The 22,956-nt window shown below is 67.2% G+C and carries 18 protein-coding genes and 1 tRNA gene; 12 read left to right on the top strand and 7 right to left on the bottom strand.

All coding sequences use genetic code 11. From position 1 onward, the window contains the following. From EII35_RS10425 to EII35_RS10400, 6 genes are all read left to right on the top strand, one after another. The coding region (locus EII35_RS10425; protein ID WP_125228404.1) for a TlpA family protein disulfide reductase at nt 1-224 on the top strand (224 nt) is incomplete at its 5' end. 84 nt (nt 225-308) lie between these two features. Beyond that, a complete protein-coding gene (locus EII35_RS10420; protein ID WP_185744277.1) occupies nt 309-509 on the top strand; it encodes an antitoxin VbhA family protein in 201 nt (66 codons plus the stop codon). Then, on the top strand, nt 509-1,180 hold the full coding sequence (locus EII35_RS10415) for a Fic/DOC family protein (RefSeq protein ID WP_125228403.1): 672 nt from the start codon (nt 509-511) through the stop codon (nt 1,178-1,180). The genes EII35_RS10420 and EII35_RS10415 overlap by 1 nt, the downstream gene beginning before the upstream one ends. A 41-nt stretch (nt 1,181-1,221) precedes the next feature. Continuing rightward, on the top strand, nt 1,222-1,992 hold the full coding sequence (locus EII35_RS10410) for a phosphotransferase (protein WP_125228402.1): 771 nt from the start codon (nt 1,222-1,224) through the stop codon (nt 1,990-1,992). A gap of 40 nt (nt 1,993-2,032) precedes the next feature. Further along, nucleotides 2,033-2,257 (top strand): hypothetical protein, encoded by a 225-nt coding sequence (locus tag EII35_RS10405; RefSeq protein ID WP_125228401.1) that lies wholly within the window; start codon nt 2,033-2,035, stop codon nt 2,255-2,257. Next, nucleotides 2,247-2,678 (top strand): TA system VapC family ribonuclease toxin, encoded by a 432-nt coding sequence (locus EII35_RS10400; RefSeq protein ID WP_125228400.1) that lies wholly within the window; start codon nt 2,247-2,249, stop codon nt 2,676-2,678. Before EII35_RS10405 ends, EII35_RS10400 begins: the two co-directional genes overlap by 11 nt. A gap of 53 nt (nt 2,679-2,731) precedes the next feature. Here the strand turns inward: EII35_RS10400 and EII35_RS10395 are convergent, their stop codons facing one another. Genes EII35_RS10395 through EII35_RS10375 form a run of 5 tightly spaced genes read right to left on the bottom strand, consistent with a single transcriptional unit; the run spans nt 2,732 to nt 9,189 of the window. Then, a complete protein-coding gene (locus tag EII35_RS10395; RefSeq protein ID WP_125228399.1) occupies nt 2,732-4,414 on the bottom strand; it encodes a glycoside hydrolase family 13 protein in 1,683 nt (560 codons plus the stop codon). Further along, nucleotides 4,372-6,096, bottom strand: coding sequence for a glycoside hydrolase family 13 protein (locus EII35_RS10390; RefSeq protein WP_125228398.1), 1,725 nt, complete (start codon nt 6,094-6,096; stop codon nt 4,372-4,374). The genes EII35_RS10395 and EII35_RS10390 overlap by 43 nt, the downstream gene beginning before the upstream one ends. Next, nucleotides 6,093-6,974 (bottom strand): carbohydrate ABC transporter permease, encoded by an 882-nt coding sequence (locus tag EII35_RS10385; RefSeq protein WP_125228397.1) that lies wholly within the window; start codon nt 6,972-6,974, stop codon nt 6,093-6,095. Before EII35_RS10385 ends, EII35_RS10390 begins: the two co-directional genes overlap by 4 nt. Further along, a complete protein-coding gene (locus tag EII35_RS10380) occupies nt 6,971-7,858 on the bottom strand; it encodes a carbohydrate ABC transporter permease (RefSeq protein WP_125228396.1) in 888 nt (295 codons plus the stop codon). The genes EII35_RS10385 and EII35_RS10380 overlap by 4 nt, the downstream gene beginning before the upstream one ends. Before the next feature lie 11 nt (nt 7,859-7,869). After that, a complete protein-coding gene (locus tag EII35_RS10375; protein ID WP_221739730.1) occupies nt 7,870-9,189 on the bottom strand; it encodes an ABC transporter substrate-binding protein in 1,320 nt (439 codons plus the stop codon). A 72-nt stretch (nt 9,190-9,261) separates the two neighbouring features. On the opposite strand from EII35_RS10375, the gene EII35_RS10370 reads away from it, so the two are divergent. The 3 genes from EII35_RS10370 (at nt 9,262) to argS (ending at nt 14,084) form a co-directional block, all read left to right on the top strand. Further along, on the top strand, nt 9,262-10,539 hold the full coding sequence (locus EII35_RS10370) for an ROK family protein (protein WP_185744276.1): 1,278 nt from the start codon (nt 9,262-9,264) through the stop codon (nt 10,537-10,539). Nucleotides 10,540-10,637: 98 nt separating this feature from the next. Continuing rightward, nucleotides 10,638-12,389 (top strand): BCCT family transporter, encoded by a 1,752-nt coding sequence (locus EII35_RS10365; protein WP_125228394.1) that lies wholly within the window; start codon nt 10,638-10,640, stop codon nt 12,387-12,389. Between the two features lie 60 nt (nt 12,390-12,449). Continuing rightward, nucleotides 12,450-14,084, top strand: coding sequence for an arginine--tRNA ligase (gene argS / locus EII35_RS10360; RefSeq protein WP_125228393.1), 1,635 nt, complete (start codon nt 12,450-12,452; stop codon nt 14,082-14,084). Nucleotides 14,085-14,327: 243 nt separating this feature from the next. Here the strand turns inward: argS and ppgK are convergent, their stop codons facing one another. Both ppgK and EII35_RS10350 read right to left on the bottom strand, forming a co-directional pair. Next, the gene (ppgK, locus tag EII35_RS10355) at nt 14,328-15,095 is read right to left on the bottom strand and encodes a polyphosphate--glucose phosphotransferase (RefSeq protein ID WP_125228392.1); all 768 of its coding nucleotides are present in this window, start codon (nt 15,093-15,095) and stop codon (nt 14,328-14,330) included. Between the two features lie 44 nt (nt 15,096-15,139). Beyond that, nucleotides 15,140-16,438, bottom strand: a complete 1,299-nt coding sequence (locus EII35_RS10350; protein WP_125228391.1) for an FAD-binding oxidoreductase — start codon at nt 16,436-16,438, stop codon at nt 15,140-15,142. Between the two features lie 79 nt (nt 16,439-16,517). Here EII35_RS10350 and EII35_RS10345 point away from each other — a divergent pair. The 3 genes from EII35_RS10345 to EII35_RS10335 all read left to right on the top strand — a co-directional run bounded on the left by EII35_RS10345 (nt 16,518) and on the right by EII35_RS10335 (nt 22,650). Then, nucleotides 16,518-16,591, top strand: a tRNA-Gly gene (locus EII35_RS10345). Nucleotides 16,592-16,758: 167 nt separating this feature from the next. Beyond that, entirely contained in the window at nt 16,759-17,706 is a 948-nt protein-coding gene (locus EII35_RS10340) for a hypothetical protein (protein WP_125228390.1), read from the top strand. Nucleotides 17,707-17,940: 234 nt separating this feature from the next. Beyond that, entirely contained in the window at nt 17,941-22,650 is a 4,710-nt protein-coding gene (locus tag EII35_RS10335; protein ID WP_125228389.1) for an SdrD B-like domain-containing protein, read from the top strand. Nucleotides 22,651-22,956: the final 306 nt, after the last annotated feature.

Below are 22,956 nucleotides of genomic sequence, written 5' to 3'. Positions count from 1 at the left end.
ACGTGGGCGAGCCGCAGACCGCGGTGAGTGACTACTCGAAGCGCGTCGGCAACGACTTCCCCGAGATCGCGGACCAGGGGCAGCAGATCGCAGCGGCCTACGGGATCATGGGGGTGCCGTCCCACTACTTCGTCGACGCGCAGGGAGTCGTGCGGCAGACCCATGTCGGCGTCCTGAGCCCATCAGCCATGACCGAGGCCCTGAAAGGCGTCATGTCATTGTAGAGGGTTCTTGGGGGAATCAGCCCGATCATGCACAACAGGGTGACGTTGGTAGGGTGGAAGGAAGTCCAGGAGAGGAGCGGGCTCATGCCTCGTGCTGCTGCCACCATCACGGATTCGCCGATTCACGAAGCCATCGAGCGTGTGACGTTCGCAGACGCTGCTCTCGGGGCGGCTGGACACGAGATCACCGACCCGGTGCTGCGCGCCCTCCTGGATCGTGTCGCCCGAGAGGAACTCACCGTTGCCGAGGCGATCGCCAAGATGCGGCGACACGTCCAGGGCTGATGCCTGAGCATGATGGTGCTGACTTTCGTACCTGGGATGACTACTTCATTCCGGGTACGTCTGTGTTGCGGAACAAGTTCACCACGCCGGGGCAACCCTATGGGGAGACTGACCCTGCCGTGCTGCGTGTGTTGGAAGAGACCGCGGCGGCGTTCCGGCTGGCCGAGTTGCGAGCTCACCCCATCGAGGGCCGCTTCGACTACGAGCACATGAAACGGATCCACCGGCACATCTTCCAGGATGTCTACGAGTGGGCAGGGCAGGAACGCATCGGACCGGCTGGGCGGTTCATGACGAAGGACGGGCACGCGTACTACGGTGCCGGACCCGCGTTGACGGCAGCGGCCCACGCGGAGTACACGAAACTCGCTCGCAAGAACCTGCTGCGCGGGTTGAGCCAGGTGGTGTTCGTCGAGGAACTGGCTGAGAGTTGGGGAGAGCTGAACGTGATTCACAGCTTCCGAGAAGGCAACACCCGTAGCCAGTTCGTGTTCTTCTTCCAGCTTGCGGAGCAAGCCGGTTACCGGATCGACACGGCGCAGTTCATGGTCGGTGCGCCGTTGCGTGAGGAGTTCGTGCAGGCCCGCTTTCACAGCCAGGACACCGGGCGCAACGATCTCCTTGCCACAGTCCTGCACAAAGCCATCTCCCCCAGCCAAGGAACCGCGTGACCCGATCTGTGGGGCGAAGCGACGCCGTGCCTCATCATGGTATGGCCGATCCCGTGACCTCGGAGGAACAGCTCGACGGCGGCAATGCCTCCGGGGCCGTGGTCAGGGTCGGTGACACGGTGCGCAAACCGTGGACCACGACGACTCCGCGGGTCGTGGAGTTTCTCGAGGCACTTCGAGCGGCTGGGCTGGACGTGCCCGCGCCCTTGAGCCGCGACGATCAGGGCAGGCTGGTGCTGGAACACATTCCGGGCACGATGGCCATTGACCAGACCCCACTCGGGTGTGACGTGATCCGGCGGGTGGGGGCGCTGATCCGTCGCATCCACGACGCCAGCGCGGCCCTCACGGTGCCCGATGACTGGCCGGTGCTGCTGCCCGCTCCGACCCCGGACCTCGTCTGCCACAACGACCTCGCCACGTGGAATCTCGTCATCGACGGTGACCGGCTCGTGTTCATCGACTGGGACGGGGCCGGGCCGAGCAGCCGTCTGTGGGACCTCGCCTACGCCGCCATCTCCTTCGCCCACCTGTTCCCCGACGCCCCCGCCGAGGAGTCGGCCAGCCGTCTCGTCGCCTTCCTCGACGGCTACGGAGCCTGGGAGGAGCTGCGCCGAGCGCTACCCGAGGTCCTGGCTGACAGGGCGCAGGCCATGTACGACCACCTGGAGCGCAGCCACCGCCAGGCTGTCGAACCGTGGGCCAGTATGTTCACCGACTTCCACGGCCCGTGGTGGCTGGACACCACCCGACACATCCGCGAGCACGAGTCGCTGTGGCGGTGCGTCGAGAGAGGCGAGATGGGCTGTTGAGGTAGGTAATGATGCGTGATGCGTGATGTAGCATTGGGTCATGAGGACGACTGTGAACCTGGATGAGCGGGTCGTGCTTGCAGCCCGGGCGCGAGCCAGGCAGCGTGGCCTCACCATGGGTGAGGCTCTGTCCGAGCTGGCGCTGGCCGGGCTGGATGCCGAGTCCTCACCTGAGTCCCGTCGGGAAGGGATCATCCTCCTGCCCGCTGTCGAAGGACATGTGATCACCAACGACATGGTGGCCGAGGCCCTTGATGATGACTGAGACGCAACTGCCCGATGTCAACGTGCTCTTTGCCTTGCTTCAGCCCAACCATGTCGCCCACGCCGTCGCATGGGAATGGCTCGGCTCGGTGAAGAGCTTCGCGACGACGCCGATCACCGAGACGGGGCTGCTACGTCTTGCCCTGAACCCCACGGTGATGGGGTGTGAGATGACATCGTTGGACGCAATCCGGTCACTTCGCAGCCTGCGCAACGACGCTCGGGCCGTCTTCGTCCCCGATGATGCCAGCCTCGCCGATGCGACCACCGGCCTGGACGGACTGCGAGGTCACCGACAGGTCACCGATCTCCACCTGGTCAACCTGGCAGCCAGGCATCGGATGGTGCTGGTCACCTTGGACCGTGCCCTGAAACGCTCGCTACCGAGATCCGCCCACAATCTGGTCACGCTGTTGGCCTGACCTCCCCGTTCGTTCCCCCGCCAAGAACCAGGGAGACGGAGGTGTCAGGTGACTCAGCCGTCCACCAGCCAGACGGTCGTCTCGCCCGGCAGGTCCTTCCCGAGCTCCCCCGACGCCAGCAGCAGCCGACCCTCCGGCAGCGGGACCGGGGCGGGGCCGAAGTTCGCCACCACCTGCCAGGGACCCCGACGGAAGTGGAGCACCTCGTCGCTGTCGGTGGGCAGCCACTCCAGCTCGTCGATTCCTCCCAACTCGCGACGCAGCCGAAGCGCCTCCCGGTACATGTGGAGGGTCGAGTTCGGGTCCTCCCGCTCCGCCTCGACGCTGTATCGACCGAACCAGGCTGGTTGCGGCAGGTGCGCCCCGCCGTCACCGAAACCGAACGAGGCCCCGGTACGGGTCCACGGCAACGGGACCCGGCAGCCGTCGCGCCCCATGTCGACCCCGGGGTTGCGGAAGAACGCCGGATCGGCACGCCGATCATCAGGGATCTCCGCCACCTCCGGCAGCCCCAGCTCCTCCCCCTGGTAGAGGTAGGCGCTCCCGGGCAGGGCCAGCATGACCAGCGCCGCCGCCCGGGCCCGTCGCAACCCGCGCGGCGCATCGCACAGCACCGGGTCGCCGTGGGCCAGCAGCCAGTCCATCCCGTGCTTGACCAGCGGGAACCCGTTCGGTCCCATCCCTGCGAATCGGGTGCCGTACCGGCTGGCCGAGCGCACCGTGTCGTGGTTGTTCAGCACCCATGTCACCGACGATCCCGTCGCGGCCGCCGTCGCGAGGCAACGGTCGATCGTGTCGTGGAAGTCCCGTGCGTCGTAGTCGCCGAGCAGCAGGTCGAAGAAGAACGACTGCCCGAGGGTCTCCGGACTGGCGTACATCGGCACCCGCTCCGCAGGGACGGCCGCCTCCGCCACCGCCGTGCGCGGCGGGTCATAGCGGTTGAACACCTCGCGCCACGTCCGGTACAGCTCCCGCAGCTCGTCGCGGTCCAGCACCGGATGATCGCCCACCCCACTCCACGAGTTGAGCTCGGCCTGGCTGGGCAGGGCCTCCGGCAGGTGCTTGATGAGCATGTGCGCGGCATCGATCCGGAACCCCGCCACACCCCGGTCCGCCCAGAACTCCAGCACGTCCAGGAAGTGCCGGCGCACCTCCGGATGATCCCAGTTCAGGTCCGGCTGCTCCTTGGCGAAGGTGTGGAGGTACCACTGCCCGTCGTCGACCCTCGTCCAGGCCGGGCCGCCGAACAGTGACTCCCAGTCCGACGGTGGCAGCTCACCCCGTTCCCCGGTGCCGTCCCGGAAGTGGTACCGCCCTCTGGCCTGTGAGCCGTGACCCGAGGCGAGCGCCTCCTGGAACCAGGGATGAAGGTCCGACGAGTGGTTCGGCACGATGTCGATGATGACCTTGATCTCGTGCGCGCCCAGGGCAGCCACCAGAGCGTCGAATTCCTCGAGCGTGCCGATCCTGGGGTCGATGGCCCGGTGGTCGATGACGTCGTAGCCGCCGTCGGCCAGCTCGGAGGTGTAGAACGGACTCAGCCACACCGCGTCGACCCCCAGCCATGCCAGGTGGTCGACGTGGGCGAGGATACCTGCCAGATCCCCGATCCCGTCGGCATTGCCGTCAGCGAAGCTCCGCGGATAGATCTGGTAGACCACCGCGTTCCGCCACCACGTCGCGGAATCCGTGCTCACCGCTTCTCCTTCGCCAGCCGCAGCACCCGCGACTCCCATGGGTTCATCCGGTGCGGATCCTCGGAGACGTTGACCCCGAGCAGCAGCTCGGCCCCCTCCGCGCACGGCAGCCCCACCGAGGCCAGGTCCAGGGACTCCGACGAGCAGTTCGCCAGCACCAGGAGTCGGTCCTCTCCCAGGGTGCGGGTGAATGCCCACAGCCGGTCGTGGTCCGGTACCAGCAGCTCGAACCGGCCGTCGACCACGGTGTCGTCCTCACGGCGCAGGGCGATGAGTCGACGGTAGTGCGCCAGCACCGAGTCGGGATCCTCCCGCTGCGCCGCGGCGTTGATCTCGACATGGTTCGGGTTCACCGGCAGCCACGGGGTGCCCGTGGTGAAGCCCGCCTGCTCCGAGTCGTCCCATTGCACGGGGGTGCGGGCGTGGTCCCGACTCTTCGCCAGGAGCTCTCGCAGCACCGCCGCCTCGTCGCGCCCGGCGGCCAGTGCCAACCGATGATGGTTGAGGCTCTCCACGTCCTGGTAGTCGTCGATCGTGCGGAACGGGAAGTTGGTCATGCCCAACTCCTCGCCCTGGTACACGTAGGGGGTGCCCCGGTGGAGGTGCAGGACTGTGGCCAGGGTTCTCGCGGAGTTCACCCGATGGGTGGGGGAGTCATCGCCGAACCGGGAGACCAGCCGCGGCTGATCGTGGTTGTCCAGGTACAGCGAGTTCCACCCCGTCTCGGCCAGCCCCTCCTGCCAGCGCGCCAGGTTCTGCTTCAACCCGGGCAGGTCGAGTGGGGCCAGGTCCCACTTGCTGCCCCCCGGCAGCTGATCCATGCCCATGTGCTCGAAGGTGAACACCATGTCCAGCTCGTTCCGGGCCGGGTCCGTCACCCGCTGCGCGACCTCCACCGTCGACCCGGGCATCTCCCCGACGGTCACCAGGCCCAGCCTGCCCAGCCCGACCGCGGCGTTCATCTCGGCGAGGAACTCGTCCAGCCGAGGCCCGTTGGTGACGGCCTCGCTGTGACTCGACCCGGGCTCGACGGTGCCGCCGCGGGTCATGCCGGCCGGCTTGGAGATCAGGTTGATGACGTCCATCCGGAACCCGTCCACCCCGCGATCCACCCAGAACCGCATCAGGTCGTACACGGCCTGGCGCACCTCAGGGTTCTCCCAGTTCAGATCCGGCTGGCCGGGACTGAACAGCCCGTAGTAGTACTCGCCGCTGGCGGCATCGAAGTGCCAGTTGCGGGGCGCGAACGCACCTGCCCCGTCATCGGGTTCGGCCCCCGGCTCGCCCGGGGTCATGCCGTCCCGGGCGGGACGCCAGTGGTACCAGTCCCGCAGGGGCGACCCGGCCTCCCGCGAGGCCTGGAACCACGGGTGCTGGTCGGAGCTGTGGTTGACGACGAGGTCCATCATCACCTTCAGGCCTCGGCGATGGGCCTGGGCCACGAGTTCGTCGAAGTCGGCGAGGGTGCCGAAACTGGGGTCGATGTCACGGTAGTCGGAGATGTCGTAGCCGTTGTCGACCATGGGGGAGCGGTAGATCGGGGACAGCCACACCACCTCCGCCCCCAGATCGGCGATGTGGTCGAGGCGCCCGATGATCCCGCGCAGGTCCCCGACCCCGTCACCGTTCGAGTCCTGGAAGGAACGGGGATAGATCTGGTAGACGACGGCGCGGCGCCACCAGCCGTCAGGGCGGTGCGGAGGTGCCTGTTCTGAGGTCACTTGATGGCTCCTTGGGTGAGGCCAGACATCACCCAGCGCTGGGCCAGGATGTAGACGAGGATGGCGGGGGCCATCGCCATGAGATATGACGAGAAGGCCACGTTGTAGTTGTTGCTGAACTGGGTCTGGAAGATGTTGTTCACCACGGGAATGGTCTGCCATTCCGGCTGCGAGATGATGAGCGAGGGCATCATGAAGTCGTTCCACGAGTGGAGGAAGGAGAAGATGCCGACGGTGGCGGCCATGGGGGCCAGCAGCGGGAAGATCAACTTCCAGAACGTCTGGGCGGTGGTGGCACCGTCGACCCGCATCGACTCCTCCAGTTCCAGCGGGATGGAGCGAAGATACGCGGTGAACAGCAGGGTGTTGAACGCGAGGCTGAACACGATGTGCAGCAATGCCACACCGACGTAGTTGTCCAGCCCGAGCAGGCCGGTCAACCTCACCTGGGGCAGGGCGACGACGGGGAAGGGAATGAACATCGCCGCCAACAGGTAGAAGAACGACCAGCGGAAGAACTTCCGATCCCAGTTCCGCACGATGGCGTAGGAGGCCATCGAGGAGATGAGGATCGAGCCGGCCACGGCCACCAGGGTCACGATGAGGGAGACGAGGAAGGCGCGCGGGAAGTTCGTCAGCTCCCACGCCTCCTTGATGCCCTCGAAGGAGAAGGGGGACGGCAGGGAGAAGGCGTTGAGGTCGGTGGACTGCTCAGTGGTCTTGAACGCCATCGAGACCGTGACGTACAGGGGCACGAGCACCGTGACGCTGCCCAGGATGAGCAGGATGGTGACCGGCCAGTTGGTGCGTTCCTGGCCGACTCGGCCACGGGAGCGCGTCGCTGCGGTCGTGGGGACAGGGGCGATCGTGGTGCTCATCGGTCCGTGCTCCTCTGCGTGAATCGAAGCTGAATCCCTGCGATGACCAGGGCGATGACGAAGAACACCGCCGCGTTGGCCATCTGATAGGCGTAGTCGCCGCCGTTGAAGCCGTCGAAGATGGTGAAGGCGACGCTGCGGGTGGCGGTGCCGGGCCCACCGGCGGTGAGGGCCACGATCTGGTCGTAGACCTGCATGTAGTTCTTCAGGCCCACCACCATGTTGATGCCGATGTAGCCGACCACCAGGGGCAAGGTGATGTGGCGCAGTTTCTGCCAGCCGGTGGCGCCGTCGATGGAGCCTGCCTCGTAGACCTCACCGGGGATCGTCGTGAGCCCGGCGATGTAGATGAGCAGGGCGCTGGGGACCGAACCCCAGGTGGTGACGAGCACGACGGCGAACCAGGCCAGGCCCTCGTTGGCGAGCAGACTCGTGGAGAGGGACTCGATGCCGAGCGCCTGGGCGACCTGGGGCAGCGAGTTGTTGAACAGGAACTTGAAGACGAAGGAGTAGATGATGGCCGAGATCACCATGGGGATGACGTAGATGGCCCGCAGGGGGGTCTTCAATTTGATGTTCGCGGTCAACGCCAGGGCGAGGAAGAAGGCGATGACGTTGACGAGGATCACCGTTGTGATCGCGAAGAGGAAGGTGAAGCCGTAGGAGGCGAGGATGTTCTCGTCCTGGAACAGGGCGATGTAGTTGCGCAGGCCCACGACCTTGAAGTCGCCGAAGCCGATGGAATTGGTGAAGCTCATCACCAGGCCCTCGATGGCCGGGTAGGCGACGAGCAGGGTGAAGGCCAGCAGAGCGGGCAGCAGGAAGAACCAGTAGATGGGTTCGACCGGGCGGCGTCGCAGCGGGGTCTTGGGGGTGTCTGTCATGGCTGGACTCCTCAGTCTCGGAAGGCGAGCCGGGCCCAGTCGCGGTCGAGCTGGGCGAGAACGGGTTCTGGATCGGCTCCCAGAGCGATGGCCTGGAAGTAGTTGTAGGAGGGGATGTTCCGGGGGATGAACTGCGAGGCCCCCATGTAGAACTGGCCCTTCTCGTAGTACTCACTCATCCCGATGATGCGGGGATCGGTGACGGCTGGTGCGTCCTTCGTGGTGCCGAAACCCAGGAACTGCGCGTTGTAGGGGTGCTGGATGTCGGGCTGCATGAGGAACTCGAGGAACTGGCGTGCCCCCTCCTTCGCGTCCGAGGCGTCCGGCACCCACAGCGACAGGTCGATGTTGACGCGGACCTTGAGGTCGGCGGGGTCGTTGGTGGCGGGGAACGGGAACGTGCCCAGATCCTGGTCCTTGTTCGCCTTCTCGAACTCGCCGAAGGCCCACGGCCCTTGGAGGATCATGGCCGCCTGGTCGTTCGCGAAGGCCGTGTTGCCGTCGCCGTAGGTGCGGCTCTGGGCGTCCTCGTTGCAGTACTTGGTGAGCTCGATCATCTTCCGCACCGGCTCGAGCATGACGCTGGAGAACGACACCTCGGAGTCGGGGCGGACGTCCGGGCCGAGCTGGTTCATGGCCCGGTAGAACTCTGCGACGTCGACCATGCCCCCGACCGGGTAGTCGAGCCAGCCCTGCATGATGGTCCAGGTGTCGAGGAAGGTGGCGTAGATGGGGGTGATCCCTGCTCCCTTGAGTCGCTCGCAGATGTCGATGAAGGCATCCCAGGTGCGGGGAACCTCGATGCCGTTGTCCTCGAAGATCCGTTTGTTGTAGATGACTGAGGCCGCCATCGCGGAGTAGGGGATGACGCTCGTGCGGCCCGGGTACTGGGGATAGGACTGGGACAACTCCACGATGCTCTCCCGGATCCGTCCCGCCGCCGGGAGGTCCGAGAGGTCGCTGAGGGCGCCGCGCTCCATGAAACGGGCCATCTCCAGGTTGTAGTTGAGCAGGCCGAGATCCGGCGGGTTGTTCCGCACGAAACTCGCGGACAGGTTCGTGGAGATGTCATGGAGGATGCGATGGTCCCCCTGCGACTCCGTGAATCTCACTGCGAGGTCCCGGAAGTACGGCACCGCCTCCGGCTTCGACTGGTGGAACAGCACCGTCTTCTTCCCGCCCGCGCAGCCGACGAGTGATCCGGTTGCGGCTATGCCGGCGACGGAGGCCAGCAACGTTCGTCTGGTGAGGGGGGTGGAGGATCGCGAAGAGCGTTCGCGAGGTGTGGTGGTCATGCGCTTCTCCTCGTCGCCGTCGACCGTGGAAGGCATTTGATTCACTCGTTGAATCAAATGGATGGTGTTAGTGTACAGCAACGATGCAGGACTTCCCAAGGGGGTGCGGTGGATTCGATTCCGGTCCGGCTGGTTCGGCGGGCCAGCACCAGCCAGGTGCTCGGCGTCGCCTGGCACGGGGGCACCCTCTGCGCCGACGACGTCATGGAACACACCGGCTTCACCCGCTCCACGACGCTGCAGGCCCTCGGCGCGCTCATTGATCTGGGGCTCATGGAGGAGTCCACGGCGACGGGTGAGGCGGGCAACCGCGGCACGGGGCGGCCAGCCCGCTGGTTCAGGATCCGGGCCGAGGCCGGGGTCCTCGTCGGACTCGAGGCCGGGCATCGTTCGATGTCCGTGGTCGTCACGGACCTCGTCGGCGAGGTCCGGGCCCGGCGGTCCGTCGGCATCCCCGACCCGGAACCATCCTTCCGGCAGGACACCACCGTCCGCCGTCGCCTCGCCATGGCCGCGGTCGCCGATGCCCTGCGCGGACTCGAGTTGGGGCCGGGTGATGTCGTCGGACTCGGCATCGGTGTCCCCGCCCCCGTCGATGACCAGGGGTGCTCGCCCGAGGGACAGCGCGGTTTCTGGCGGGTCATGCATGCCGACCTGCTCGAGTCCTTCCGTCAGGACTACCGCTGCGTTCGCATGGAGAACGATGCCGCCCTCGCCGCCCTCGCGGAGCGTCACTTCGGCGCCGCCAAGGAGCAACGGAACTTCGTGACGCTGCTGGCGGCCTGGGGGCTCGGGGCGGGAGTCGTGCTCGACGGACACCTGGTGCGGGGTGCCCGGGGCGGGGTCGGCGAACTGGGGTTCCTCGATCGGGTGCCCGGGGTGGGTGGGTCCCAGGGGGTGCACGAGGTGGTCGAGAAGTTCATCCGCTCCCACTGGCGGGCCGATCAGCTGGCCGAAGGGCATCCATGGCGGGAGTTTCTTGAGGACAGGCGTCCCAGGGAGAGCCTCCTGGCGGACCTGAATGCCGACGACCCCGTCACGGCCCCGTTGTTCCACGCTCTGGCGGACAGGTTCGCCAACCTCTTCACCCTCCTCGCCACGGTCTATGACCCCGCGAGGATCATCGTCGCAGGTCCCGTCGCCGGGGACATCGGGGCCATTCTTGAGGCCGCACGTCAACGGCGACGCCGGGACACGGGCATGCCTGCGCCGGAGATCGTCGCCTCCTCGCTGGGCCACGACGTCGTCCCGCTCGGGGCGGCTGCCGCAGCCAGGGAACTGGCCATGTCGGAGGTCATCGAATGGGCGCTGATCCGGCGAAATCTGACCCAACGGCCCACACAGGATGAGGCGGCAACGCCCCCTCGGGCGGGTAGCGTGCCTTGAGGAATCGACAAGGAAACCGACCAGTAGGGAGTGAGGACGTGCGAGTCCAAGGCAAGCGGGGGGAACGCAGGAGCGGACCGAGGCTGTCGTGGGCAGGGATGGCAGGGTTGCGGAGGTCGCGGGGGGAGACGATCAACCATCCGGCCCTGGAACCCACCGTCGAGGAGTACGGCGACGAGCAGCCCGGCAGGTTGGACAAGGTGGTCTTCGGCTTCACCGCCGTGATGTCCCTTGCCTTCGTGCTGTGGGGGGTGCTGTCCCCCGGCAGTCTCGGCAGGGCCTCAGGGGCGGGACTCACCTGGGTGGTCGGCAACGCGGGCTGGCTGTTCGCCCTGGCCGCGACGGGGTTCGTCTTCTTCATCCTGTGGCTGGCGGCGAGTCGCTACGGCGCGATCCCGCTGGCCCGGGACGGGGAGGGTCCCGAGTTCTCGACCGTCTCCTGGGTGGCCATGATGTTCAGCGCCGGGATGGGCATCGGGTTGATGTTCTACGGCGCCGCCGAGCCGCTCGCGCACTTCCTCAGCCCGCCACCGGGGCAGCCCTCGGCCGGCCAAGCGGATGCGGTGCGCAACGCCATGGCCACGACGTTGTTCCATTGGGGACTGCACCCGTGGGCGATCTACGCCGTGGCGGGGGTGGCCATCGCCTACAGCGTCTTCCGCAAGGGGCGTCCCCTCACGATCTCCGCGGTCTTCGAGCCGCTCCTCGGGAAACGGCAGACCTATGGCCCCGGCGGCAAGGTCATCGACATCTTCGCCATCTTCGCGACCCTCTTCGGGTCCGCCACCTCGCTCGGCCTGGGAGTGCTGCAGATCGCCCATGGTGCCGAGATCCTCGGCTGGGTGGGGGAGGTCGGAAACGTCGTCCTCATCCTGCTCATCTGCGGCCTGACCATCTGTTTCATCCTGTCCGCGGTGTCCGGGATCGCCAAGGGCATCCAGTGGCTGTCCAATGTCAACATGGGTCTCGCCGTGGTGCTGGCCCTGTTCGTCTTCGTCGTGGGGCCGACGGTGCTCATCCTCAATCTGCTGCCCACCACGCTCGGCACCTACTTCCAGCGCATCATGATGATGTCGTCGACGACGGGGGCGCTCGGGGCGGAGGCGGACGCATGGCTGGGCTCGTGGACCATCTTCTACTGGGCCTGGTGGGTGTCGTGGACGCCGTTCGTCGGCATGTTCATCGCGCGCATCTCGAGAGGGCGGACCATCCGCCAGTTCGTCTCCGGGGTCCTGCTGCTGCCGAGCATGGTGTCGTTGGTCTGGTTCTGCACCTTCGGAGGGGCCGCCATCCACGCCGAGCAGCAGGGAGCCGCCCTCTCCGAGACCGGTGACGCCGAGTCGACGCTGTTCGCCCTGCTCCACACGATGCCGTGGGAGTCGGTGACCTCGGTGCTGGTCATGGTGTTGGTGGGCATCTTCTTCGTCTCAGGGGCCGACTCGGCCTCCATCGTCATGGGGACCCTGAGCGAGAACGGCACGATGGAGCCTCGCCGCACCACCGTCATCTTCTGGGGTGTCGTGACGGGGGCCGTCGCCGCGATCATGCTCGTCGCCGGAGGCAAGGATGCGCTGTCGGGGCTGCAGGCCGTCACCATCGTGGCCGGACTGCCCTTCCTCGTCGTGATGCTGGCGATGGTCGTCGCCCTCATGAAGGACCTGCAGCACGACCCGCGGATCGTACGGGGTCGATATGCCGACATGGCGATCGACCAGGCGGTCGTCGAGGGGGTCAGTGCCCACGGTGACGACTTCGCCCTCGCCGTCGGCCGGACCGCTCCGGGACAGGGAGTCGGTTCCCTCGTCGCCACGCCGGAACCCGAACCCGAGGAGAACGAGGAGAGAGGCTGAGCCGGCCTCGGGTCGGACGGGTGGATGCGGCTCCGTGCCGCTGGTGGAAGAATGGCTCCCATGCAATCCCTGCCTGCCCTTCTCGACTCGCGGCTGCGCGCTCTCACCGGTGTCGACCCGGAGATGCGTCCGGCCACCAAGCCACAGTTCGGCCACTTCCAGTCCAACGTGGCGCTGCGCCTGGCGAAGGAGCAGGGCCGACCCCCGCGCGAGGTGGCCGCGTCGATCGTCGAGCAGCTGGACGTCGGCGACATCTGCGAGCCGCTGGAGATCGCGGGTCCGGGGTTCATCAACTTCCGCATCCGCACGGATGTCCTGGCGCAGGCCGCGACGACGGTGCTGGAGGACCCGAACCACGGGTTGAACCTCACCTCCCACCCGCAGCGGATCGTCATCGACTACTCGGCCCCGAACGTCGCGAAACAGATGCATGTCGGGCATCTGCGGACCACGATCATCGGTGACGCCTTCAACCGGCTGCTCACCGCGCTCGGGCACGAGGTCATCCCGCAGAACCACATCGGTGACTGGGGCACCCAGTTCGGGATGCTGGTGGAACACATCCTGGAAAACGGCGTCGACGTCACCTCCCTCGACCTGGCCGGTGCCGAGCAGCTGTACAAGGACTCGAAGAAGCACTTCGACGACGATCCCGAGTTCGCCACCCGCGCCCGGGCCCGCGTCGTCAAGCTCCAGGGAGGTGACGAGGAGACCCGCGCCATCTGGAAGCAGCTCATCGACGTCTCCCTCGCCGGGTTCAATGCCGCCTACGAGCGGCTCGGCGTGCTGCTGACCGATGAGCACCTGGCCGGGGAGTCCACCTACAACGACGCCCTCCCGGAGGTTGCGGCGGATCTCGAACAGCGGGGAATCGCCGTCGTCGACGACGGGGCCCTGGTGGTGTGGGTGGAGGGCTACGACGCCCCCATCATCATCCGCAAGTCGGATGGCGGCTACGGCTACGACGCCACCGACATCGCCGCCATCCGTTACCGGACCTCACAGCTGAAGGTGGATCGCATCATCTACGTCACCGACGTCCGCCAGTCGCAGCACTTCCAGCAGGTGTTCGGCGCTGCCCGGAAGGCCGGTTACCTGCCTGAGGACGTCCAGGCGCAGCACGTCGGCTACGGCATGGTGCTGGGCAAGGACGGCAAGCCGTTCAAGACCCGTGACGGCGGCACCGTGTCCCTGACCTCCCTGCTCGATCTCGCGGAGGAGGAGGCCGCCCCGGACATCGCGCTGGCAGCCATCAAGTACGCCGACCTCTCGGGGGCCCTGCACAAGGACTACGTCTTCGACGCGGAGCGCATGGTCCAGACCACCGGGGACACCGGCCCCTACCTCCAGTACGCCCACGCCCGCACCTGCCAGATCCTGCGCAAGGCCGAGGCGCAGGGCCACGGCTGGGGGGCGGTCGTGGTCCTGGACGAACCGGCTGAACAGAACCTGGCGCTGCTGCTCAGCCGCTTCGGCGAGATCGTCGACGAGGTGGCGCTCAAGCTGACCCCGCACAAGCTGTGTGGCTACCTCTACGAGCTGGCCACGGCCCTGTCGGCCTTCTACGAGGCCTGCCCGGTGCTGAAGTCGGAGGGCGAGGTCCGCTCGTCACGGCTGGCGCTGGTGGCCGCGACCCGAGCGGTTCTGGCCACGGGTCTCCACCTGCTTGGGATCGAGGCACCCGAACGGATGTGAGGCCGGGTGGGTCTCCGACCCGCGCCGTGCGTCCCATTCGGCTCGTCTGCTGGCTCCGCCCAGATCCAGCTCCGATCCATCCCGCGATTCGCGTTGCCACTGGATTCGCCTGTCTTGACCTCGGTTCGCCTGTCATTTTCGTGGTTCGCCTGTCCAACTGGAAAGGCGTTTTGGAATTGGGCAGGCGTTTCCGACCCAAGGCAGGCGAATCAGGAGTGGGGGGTTGCTGCTGGTTTCGCTTGCTCAGTGCCCCGGGTGATCGTTGGCGTCGGCTGCCGCGAGGGCCGCACCGATGATCCCCGCACGGTTGCGCATCGCCGCCGGGACGATCGGGGTCCGCAGCTCCAGGAGCGGCAGGAACTTCTCCGAGTCCTTGCTCACGCCACCGCCGACGACGAACAGGTCGGGGGAGAACAACATCTCGAGGTGCGCGTAGTACGGCTGGAGACGTTCCTTCGCCCAGACCTTGTAGCTGAGCTTCTCGTTCTCCTTCACCGACGACGCCGCACGCGTCTCCGCGTCGTGGCCGGCCAGCTCGAGGTGGCCCAGCTCTGCGTTCGGCACCAGAACGCCGCGGTGGATGATGGCGGTGCCGATCCCGGTGCCGAGCGTCGTCATGATGACCACGCCGTCGTTGCCCTTCGCGGCGCCGAAGTGCACCTCGGCCAGGCCCGCGCCGTCGGCGTCGTTGACGAGGGTCACCGGGCGGCCCAGCGCCTCCTCGAAGAACGCGTCGGCCTGGAGCCCCGTCCACGACTTGTGGAGGTTCGCGATGAACGGCACCCGGCCGTGGACCACCGGGGCGGGGATGGTGAGACCGATCCGGGAATCAGTGCCGATGTGGTCCTTGAAGTGGTCACAGATCTGGCCGACGACCTCCGCGACGTTTGCCGGGCTCGACTTGGTCGGCGTGGGGATGCGGAGCCGATCCATGGCGAAGTCGCCCTTGTCGAGATCCACCGGTGCGCCCTTGATGCCCGATCCGCCAACGTCGATGCCGAGGATGTTCATGTGGTCAAGCATAGGGCCTCGTGCCGTCGGGGTTCGGGGGAGGGTCACGACGTGGGGCTCCCGTTGCGCGGGCCCAGCCGGGACCCCAGTCGGGACAGCAGGCTGCGGGAACGTCCCGGTCTGAGGTCGCGGGTGTGGGTGAGGGGGTCGTCGGTGAGGAGGATGCCGGGGCCGAGGATCATCGCAGGGTCGAAGGTGTGCTTGACCTCCCGCATCACCTCGAACAATTCGTCACCGAACTGGTCCAGCATGAACGGGGACATCGCCCTGCCGGTGCCGTGATGGGCCCGCAGACTGCCGCCGTGTGCGCGGATGAGGGCCACGACGTCACGCCGGTACCGGCGGAAACGGCGCTGGGTGGCGGCATCGTCGAGATCCACGGTCAGCGCGTACCGGATGCAGCCATCGGGGGTGGTGGTGATCCCCTCGGTGGTGAAGGAATGCTTGACGAGCAGCCCGCGCAGCCCGGCCACGGTCTCGTCAATGGCCGTGGCCGGAACGGCGAAGTCCTCCAGCAGGACGTGCCCGGGCAGGCGGCGGGCAAGGCTGGTGTAGGGGGCCTCGAGGTCGCGAGGTCGGGGCCGTGGCCGCAGGGGTACGGTGCGCAGCGTCACCTCGGCGACGAAGCCGAGGGTGCCCTCGCTGCCGACGATGAGGTGCTTGGCCATCTCGACGGGGGAGTCGTGGTCGAGGAGGGCGGCCACCCGGTAGCCCATGGTGTTCGGAATGGCGAACTGGCGCCGAACCTCGGCGGTGGTGTCGGGGCGTTCCAGGCGGTGGCGGAGCGTGAGGAGGCCCTGGACGAGGTGTGGGTCGGTGAGCCGCAGTGAGATCTCGGCGTTGCGTTGCCGGGTGTCGAGGATGGCGCCGGTGGGCAGGGCCACGACGACGTCCTCGAGGGTGTCCCGCAGCTGCTGCCCCTCTGCCGGGGCGGGGCCCGCCGCATCGGTGGCGACGAGGCCACCCACCGTGGCCACCGTGGCGCTCGCCATCGTCGGGCCGAGACGACGTCCGTGACGGGCCAGACGCGAGTTGACCTCGGCGAGAGTGGCTCCGGCCCCCGCGTGGACCCGCTCCCCGTCGTCGAGGACCTCGATCTGCCGGAAGGAGCGGGAGAGGTCGACGATGACGTGAGGGCTCTCCGCCTGACCTGACAGGCTGCTGCCGCCGCCACGGAACGTGAGTCGCCCACGGTGTTCGGTGGCCCAGGCGAAGAGGTGGAGGATCTGGTCGAGGGAGCGCGGGCGAACGATCTCCGACGGGGTGATGCGGAAGGGTGAGACGCCACGGCGCGCGGGGCGGCGCAGTCGTTCTGCGATGCGTCGGGGCAGCCCTGTCCTCACGGGATCACCGTAGCGTTCCCGTCGCCGGTTGCGAGGAGGCGCGGTGGATCGGCTAGACTTCAGGAGTCCTACGACGAGTGCGGGCGTAGTTCATCGGTAGAACGGAAGCTTCCCAAGCTTCAGAGGCGGGTTCGACTCCCGTCGCCCGCTCCACGGATCACCATGACTGTGCGCGATGTGGCGCTGACTGCGAGTTCCTGATAGAAATGGCCAGAATGACTGAGCGATTCATGGGAGCGCTCCCACAGCTTTCAGGGGGGACCTGCAGACTCGCTCCATGTCACGTTGAATGGAGCTCTACTCACAGGAAAGGAGCAAAGGTGCTTCATCGATTCAAGAAGACGGCCATCGCGCTCGTCAGCGCCCTTGCTGTCGGAATGGCCGCGCTGCCCGCCCAGGCGGATCAGGACGCCCCGCCCGCCGGGACCAACACCGTTGAGACCCTCATCGAGGACATGACCCTCGAGAACGAAGTGGTCCTCGGCAATCCGAATGGCACGAGTCCGGGACGTCAGTACCGTGGCGTCAACTCCATGGGCAACGACCCGCGCGGCACCAACACCCCCGGTTACTGGCGCGACGTCCTCGTCGACCCGGACTACGGTGATGCGGACCTGTGGACCGCCATCTCCCCGTGGATGTTCATCGAGCCCACGGACGACAACAACGCCGTCAACACCCGGGTCCACATCGGCCAGATCCGGCTCAACATCCTGCGCAAGTCCACCAACCGTTGGCACACCGTGCAGATCCAGACCCTCGACGGCGCCCTCTACCCCGTGCACCTCATGGGTAACCAGGTGGAGGTCCCGAGCCTGCGCCGAGTTGGCAACGCCATCGAGGTGCTGCCCCCGAGCAAGTCCGAGGGAGGCCTCTACCACGGTTGGGGTCAGCTGGTCGGCTACCCGACGTGGGACATCAAGGCCGTGCACGTGAAGGTCGACGCCAAGCTGGTCGTCGGCGAGGCGTCGCTGCCGGACGATCGCGACCAGGCGCAGTACCTCATCCAGGTCGGTGCCGACTACTACCCGAACAAGGATGCCCGCGTCGGTGACGCCAAGTTGCAGCTGTTCGACCCCGAGGACCCCACCAACAAGGAGAGTTACTACTCCTACCTGCCGGGTGTCGGTCTCTCCCGGGCGAAGCTGGTGACCAACGAGTGGCGCACCTTCAACTTCGTCACCCTCAACGAGGCGAAGGCCGAGGTCGCCCCGAACAAGGGCATCGATGCAGCTGAGCTGCGGAAGAACCCGCCGCCGCTGAACTGATGCCGTCATGATCTCGGGGGGTCGCTGTCGAAGCGGCCCCCCGTCGTCGTTCCCGGCTGGCCGAAAGGCTGGACCAAAGGTGAGTGCGCCGTCGCCCCAACACCTTGACAAAAGTCGGTTACTGTGTCGGCCGAATAGTTCTCCAAGGCTTTGTGAGGTAGCTTCGGTGATTCAAGGTCGGCATGCTCTGGGAACCGGAGCAGCCAACGCGAATCGACTTCGGAAGGTGCAGGCATGAGATTGAGGTCGCCGGCACGCGGAGGCAGGGGGACGATCGCCAGAGCAGCGGCCGTCATCTCGACGGTGGCCGTGGCCCTGACAGGGGTCACGCTTCCCGCCCACGCCGCGGACAACCCACACATCCAGTTCTCCAACCCCACGTTGACCAAGATCGACACCAGCGGCGACCCGATCAACGACGGGTCGAAACTGACCCTCGACAGTGGTCAGGATCGCGTCAAGCTGGACGTCGCCTGGGCCCTTCCGGACGGTTCCCCGCTCAGCCAGGGGGAGTCCTTCACGGTGACCCTGCCCCCGGAGATCCGGGCCGCCCTGACCACCGCGGGTGGTCTCGGCAGGCCGGAACTGAGGATCGACACCACCGGTGACAGCCAGGCCGACACCACGGTGGGTTCCTGCGAGATCCAGGCCGCCAAGTTCACCTGCACCTTCAACGAGAAGGCGGCCGAACTGGTCGCGGCCGACTTCAAGAACTTCCGCGGCAACATCGGCGTTCAGCTCCAGGCGCAGGCGGCGACCACCGCCGAGGTGCTGCCGTTCACCTTCAGCGGACCGACGGGTGCCGTCAATGTCGACCTGCCGGGTACCGGAGGGATCGGCGCCGCCAAGCCGAAGAACCCCTACAAGTTCAGCCCCGGACAGTTCGCCAAGGGGTCCAGCGGTATCGGCCCCGCCAGCAACGACATCTCCTTCAACCTGGGCATCTCCACCAGCTTCGCCACCAGCAAGACCCTCGCCTTCCTGGCCCGACAGGCCGGTACGACCCTCACCTTCGATGGTCGTGAGCAGACCCTGGAGTTCACCGACACCATCGGCTCGGGGCTGAAGTTCGACGATCCGGCGAACTGGAAGCTCTCCTTCCTGGACTCGGCGGACACCGACACCGATGCGCCCGACGTCGTGCTCGCCCTCGGCAACGGAACCCCCAGCACGACGGAGAAGGGGACCTGGACGCTTCAAGTCACGCCCGAAGCATCCACCCCGGACGGCCAGGTGGCGAAGGTCGCCATCACCGGTCCGTTCGCTGAGAACACCAACTACAGCCTGACCTACAAGGGGCTCCCGCTGACCCCTGGCAAGCTGAAGCCCGGCTTCAAGTACGAGAACACCTTCGCCTTTGACGCCGCCGACGTCCAGGCGAACTACACCCGTTCCTTCGGGTCCGCCTTCACCTCCGATGTGGCGATGAGTCCGGACTTCGGCAGCTTCGCGATCACCAAGTTCGTCGGCGGTCCCGGCTCCGCTCTGGTGGAGCAGGGAACCCCCTTCACCGTCACCGCCAGCTACGTCCTGCCGGAGCAGCGCACCGTCGACGCCTACCCGGGCTGGACCGCGCCCGGCACCGTCAACGCGGCCAGGACCGGTGGTGAGGTCACCCTGACCGCCAAGGTGGGGGAGAAGGTCACCTTCTACGGCCCCACCGCCGCCACCACCTTCCCGACGGGAACCACGGTCACCTTCGCCGAACTGGCCAACCCGGCGGCCGCCCCCGCGGGCTACGCATGGGAGAGCTTCGCGTTCACGGTCAAGGACCAGCCCGTCAGCGAGGTGGTCATCGGCAATCGGCAGGTGGCCTCCGTCGACCTGACCAACCGGTTGACCAGGCAGACCACCGGTAAGTTCTCCGTCACCAAGACGGTGGAGGGCCTCACCGGCGGTGCGGCGGCTCCTGAGCGATTCACCTTCCACTACGTCTGCAACGACCCGGCGGCGACCGAGGGGGACCTCGAGGTGCCGTCCAACGGTGACGTCGTGGAATCCCCGGAGCTTCCGGGCGGCGCCCAGTGCACCGTGACCGAGAAGCTCGACGGCACCGAGGTGGCCGGGCATCGGCTGACCCCCGCCCCGGAGCAGTCCGTCACCATCGAGGCCGGTCGGACCGTCGCCGTGACGGCCACCAACACCTATGCGGCCACCACCGGCACTTTCACCCTCACCAAGAAGGTGGTGAACGACGACGGCGCCACGCTGCCCGCGGACTTCACCTTCACCGTCACCTGTGGTGCCGAGGCGCCTGAGACCGTGAAGCTCGCCGCCGACGGCACGTGGACCTCGAAGGCCCTGGCCGACGGGACCGAGTGCACCGTGGTCGAGGACACCGCAGCTGCCGAGGTGCCGGGGTACGCACTGGTGTCCGAGGTCGCGACCAGCCCGGTCCGGATCGTCGCGGGCCAGACCGCCGAGGTCGTGGCCACCAACACCTACAGCCAGCAGGTCGGGGCGTTCCGCGTCGCGAAGACCGCAACCGGGGCTCTGGGCGCGGAGGCCAAGGACTACACCTTCAACTACACCTGTGGCGCTGAGCAGGGAAGCCTGCAGGTCAAGGGCGACGGGAACCCCGTCGAGGTCGGGGCGACCTTCCCGGTCGGCACCCAGTGCGTCATCACCGAGGACGCCGCCTCCGCCGCGATCGAGGGCTATGACCTGGTCCAGCCTGAGGCGAGGACCGTGACCATCGCCCTGGATCCGGTGCGTGCCGACTTCGTCAACACCTACACCCGGCAGGTGGGGACCTTCCAGGTGAAGAAGACCGCCACCGGCGCCCCCGGCGTGACGGAGAAGAGCTTCACGTTCACCTACTCCTGCCAGGTCGACGGGGCACCGGTCGAGGGCACCGTGACCGCGAAGGGTGATGAGGTCGCCGTGAAGGCGGACCGGACCTTCCCCGTCGGTACCGAGTGCACCATCACCGAGGACGCCGCCTCCGCGGCGGTCGATGGGCATGGCCTCCAGGCGCCCGCGCCGCAGACCGTCACCATCCAGAAGGATCCGGCGGTCGTCGAGGCCGCCTTCGTCAACACCTATGCCAGGACGCTGGTCTCCGTGGGCGATCACGTCTGGTACGACACCAACCACAACGGCATCCAGGACGACGGTGAGGAACCGGCGGTCGGGGTCCGCGTGGTGCTCAAGGACACCGATGGCGCCGAGCTGGTCGGGACCGAGTCCGGCACGGATGGCTCCTACACCTTCTCGGACCTGATTCCCGGCAAGGAGTACATCATCGAGTTCACCCAGCCGGAGAACACCGCCTGGACCCTGCGGGACGCCGGTGACGACGAGGCGAAGGATTCCGATGTCGACGCGGATGGCGTCATCAGGTTCACCGCTCCCGCCACGGGGGAGAACCGGGTCGGCCCGGGCGAGGCCGATGAGCCGAAGCTCGACGCCGGTCTGGTGAGGCTGGTCTCCGTCGGGGACCTCGTGTGGTTCGACGCGGACCGTGACGGCCTGCAGGGTGCCGATGAGCCCCCGGTCAAGGACGTGAAGGTGACCCTGGTCGACCGCGATGGCCGCACCGTCGCCGTGACCGCGACCGATGCCCAGGGCCACTACGGGTTCAAGGACCTGGTGGCCGGGGCCGCCTACAAGCTGGTTCTCGAGGGGCCGGACGGCGCCATGTGGACCACCGGTGATGCCGGAGGCAACGCGTCCAATGACAAGGACTCCGACGTGGTGCAGGACCCCGCCCGGGGCAATGCCGGCACCATCGATTTCACCGCCCCGGCAGCGGGTCGGAACGAACTCGGCGCAGATCGAGCGGACGATCCGTCGCTGGACGGTGGTCTGCTCCAGTACAACCTCGTGCTGACCAAGAGCCTCACCACGACGGGCACGGTCCGCCCGGGTGGCGAGGTGATCTTCGAGCTGACCCCGCGCAACGAGGGGCCGGTGGCCGCGCTGGCCGGGTGGTCCGTGCAGGAGCTTCCCCCCCTCGGGCTGCTCGTCACGAATCTGTCGGGTGAGGGCTACACCTGTGACACCCCCACGCTCGTGTGTGTCAGCAACGTGGCCCTGGGGCCCGGTGAGACCGCCAAGCCGATCCGGGTGACCGCGCTGGCCAGGGGCAACTTCGCCGGTACGGCCCGCAACGTGGCCTATGTGCTGCCGCTGGAGACGGACTGGCTCCCGGAGACCAATGTTCTGGTGGTCCCGACCCCGAATCCCGGCGACCCGGACAACCTGAGGCTGGACACCGCCGCCACGGTCACCGACAACGACGCCCACGCCGATGTCACCGTGGAGGCGCGGATCTCGGTGGGTGACTACGTCTGGTTGGACGCCAACCGCAACGGGCTGCAGGACGCCGGGGAGGCTCCCGTGGCCGGGGTCGATGTGACCCTCATCGATGCCAACGGTGACGAGGTGGCGGTGACCAGGACCAATGCGGAAGGCTACTACTGGTTCAACAACCTGGTCCCCGGGACGACCTACTCCCTGAGGTTCGACAAGCCGGAGGGCTTCGAATGGACCGTCAAGGATGAGGGGGACGACATCACGGACTCCGATGTCGACGCCCGGGGCGTGGTGGAGTTCACCACCCCTGCGAAGGGTGTCAACGAGGGTGGACCGGAGATCACGGATGTCCCCTGGCTGGATGCCGGTCTGGTGAAGGTCGAGGCGCCGACCCCACCGAGCCCGACCCCATCTCCGACGCCGCCGGCACCGACTCCGACGCCGCCGGTGGGACCCACACCCACTCCGGCTCCGACGGTGGACCCGACGACCCCGGCTCCGACGGTGGACCCGACGACCCCGGCTCCCGACGACCCCGGCTCCGACGGTGGACCCGACGACCCCGGCTCCGACGGTGGACCCGACGACCCCGGCTCCCACGCCGCCGGTGGTCTCGCCCAGCCCGACCCCTGCACCGACGGATCCGGGACAGCCGGTCAAGCCGGTCAAGCCGGTCAAGCCGGGTAAGCCCAAGCCGCCGGTGAAGCCGCCGGTCAGGCCGGGGCTGCCGGGGACCGGTAGCTGAGTCGAGTACAGAAGGACCGTGGGTCCGGGGTCATTCCCGGACCCACGGTCCTTTCTCGTGCGCTGGAGGCCCACCCTGCGGTGATCGGGCCATCCCTGTCTCATGGCCCAACTCGGCCCCGTCCGACGAAAGGATGTCAGCCGATTGGCTTTTGGTGAGTGAGGTCAGGTAACTTTCGGTCATCACGACGGTGGCTTTCGGCGTGCCCGCACCTGACGAGTGGCCAGGCCATCCCCGACTCGGAAGGT

Source organism: Arachnia propionica, assembly GCF_003932785.1.
Lineage (GTDB): Bacteria > Actinomycetota > Actinomycetes > Propionibacteriales > Propionibacteriaceae > Arachnia > Arachnia propionica_B.
Note: the sequence above shows the minus strand (reverse complement) of the source record. Positions and strands in the feature narration are given on the sequence as shown.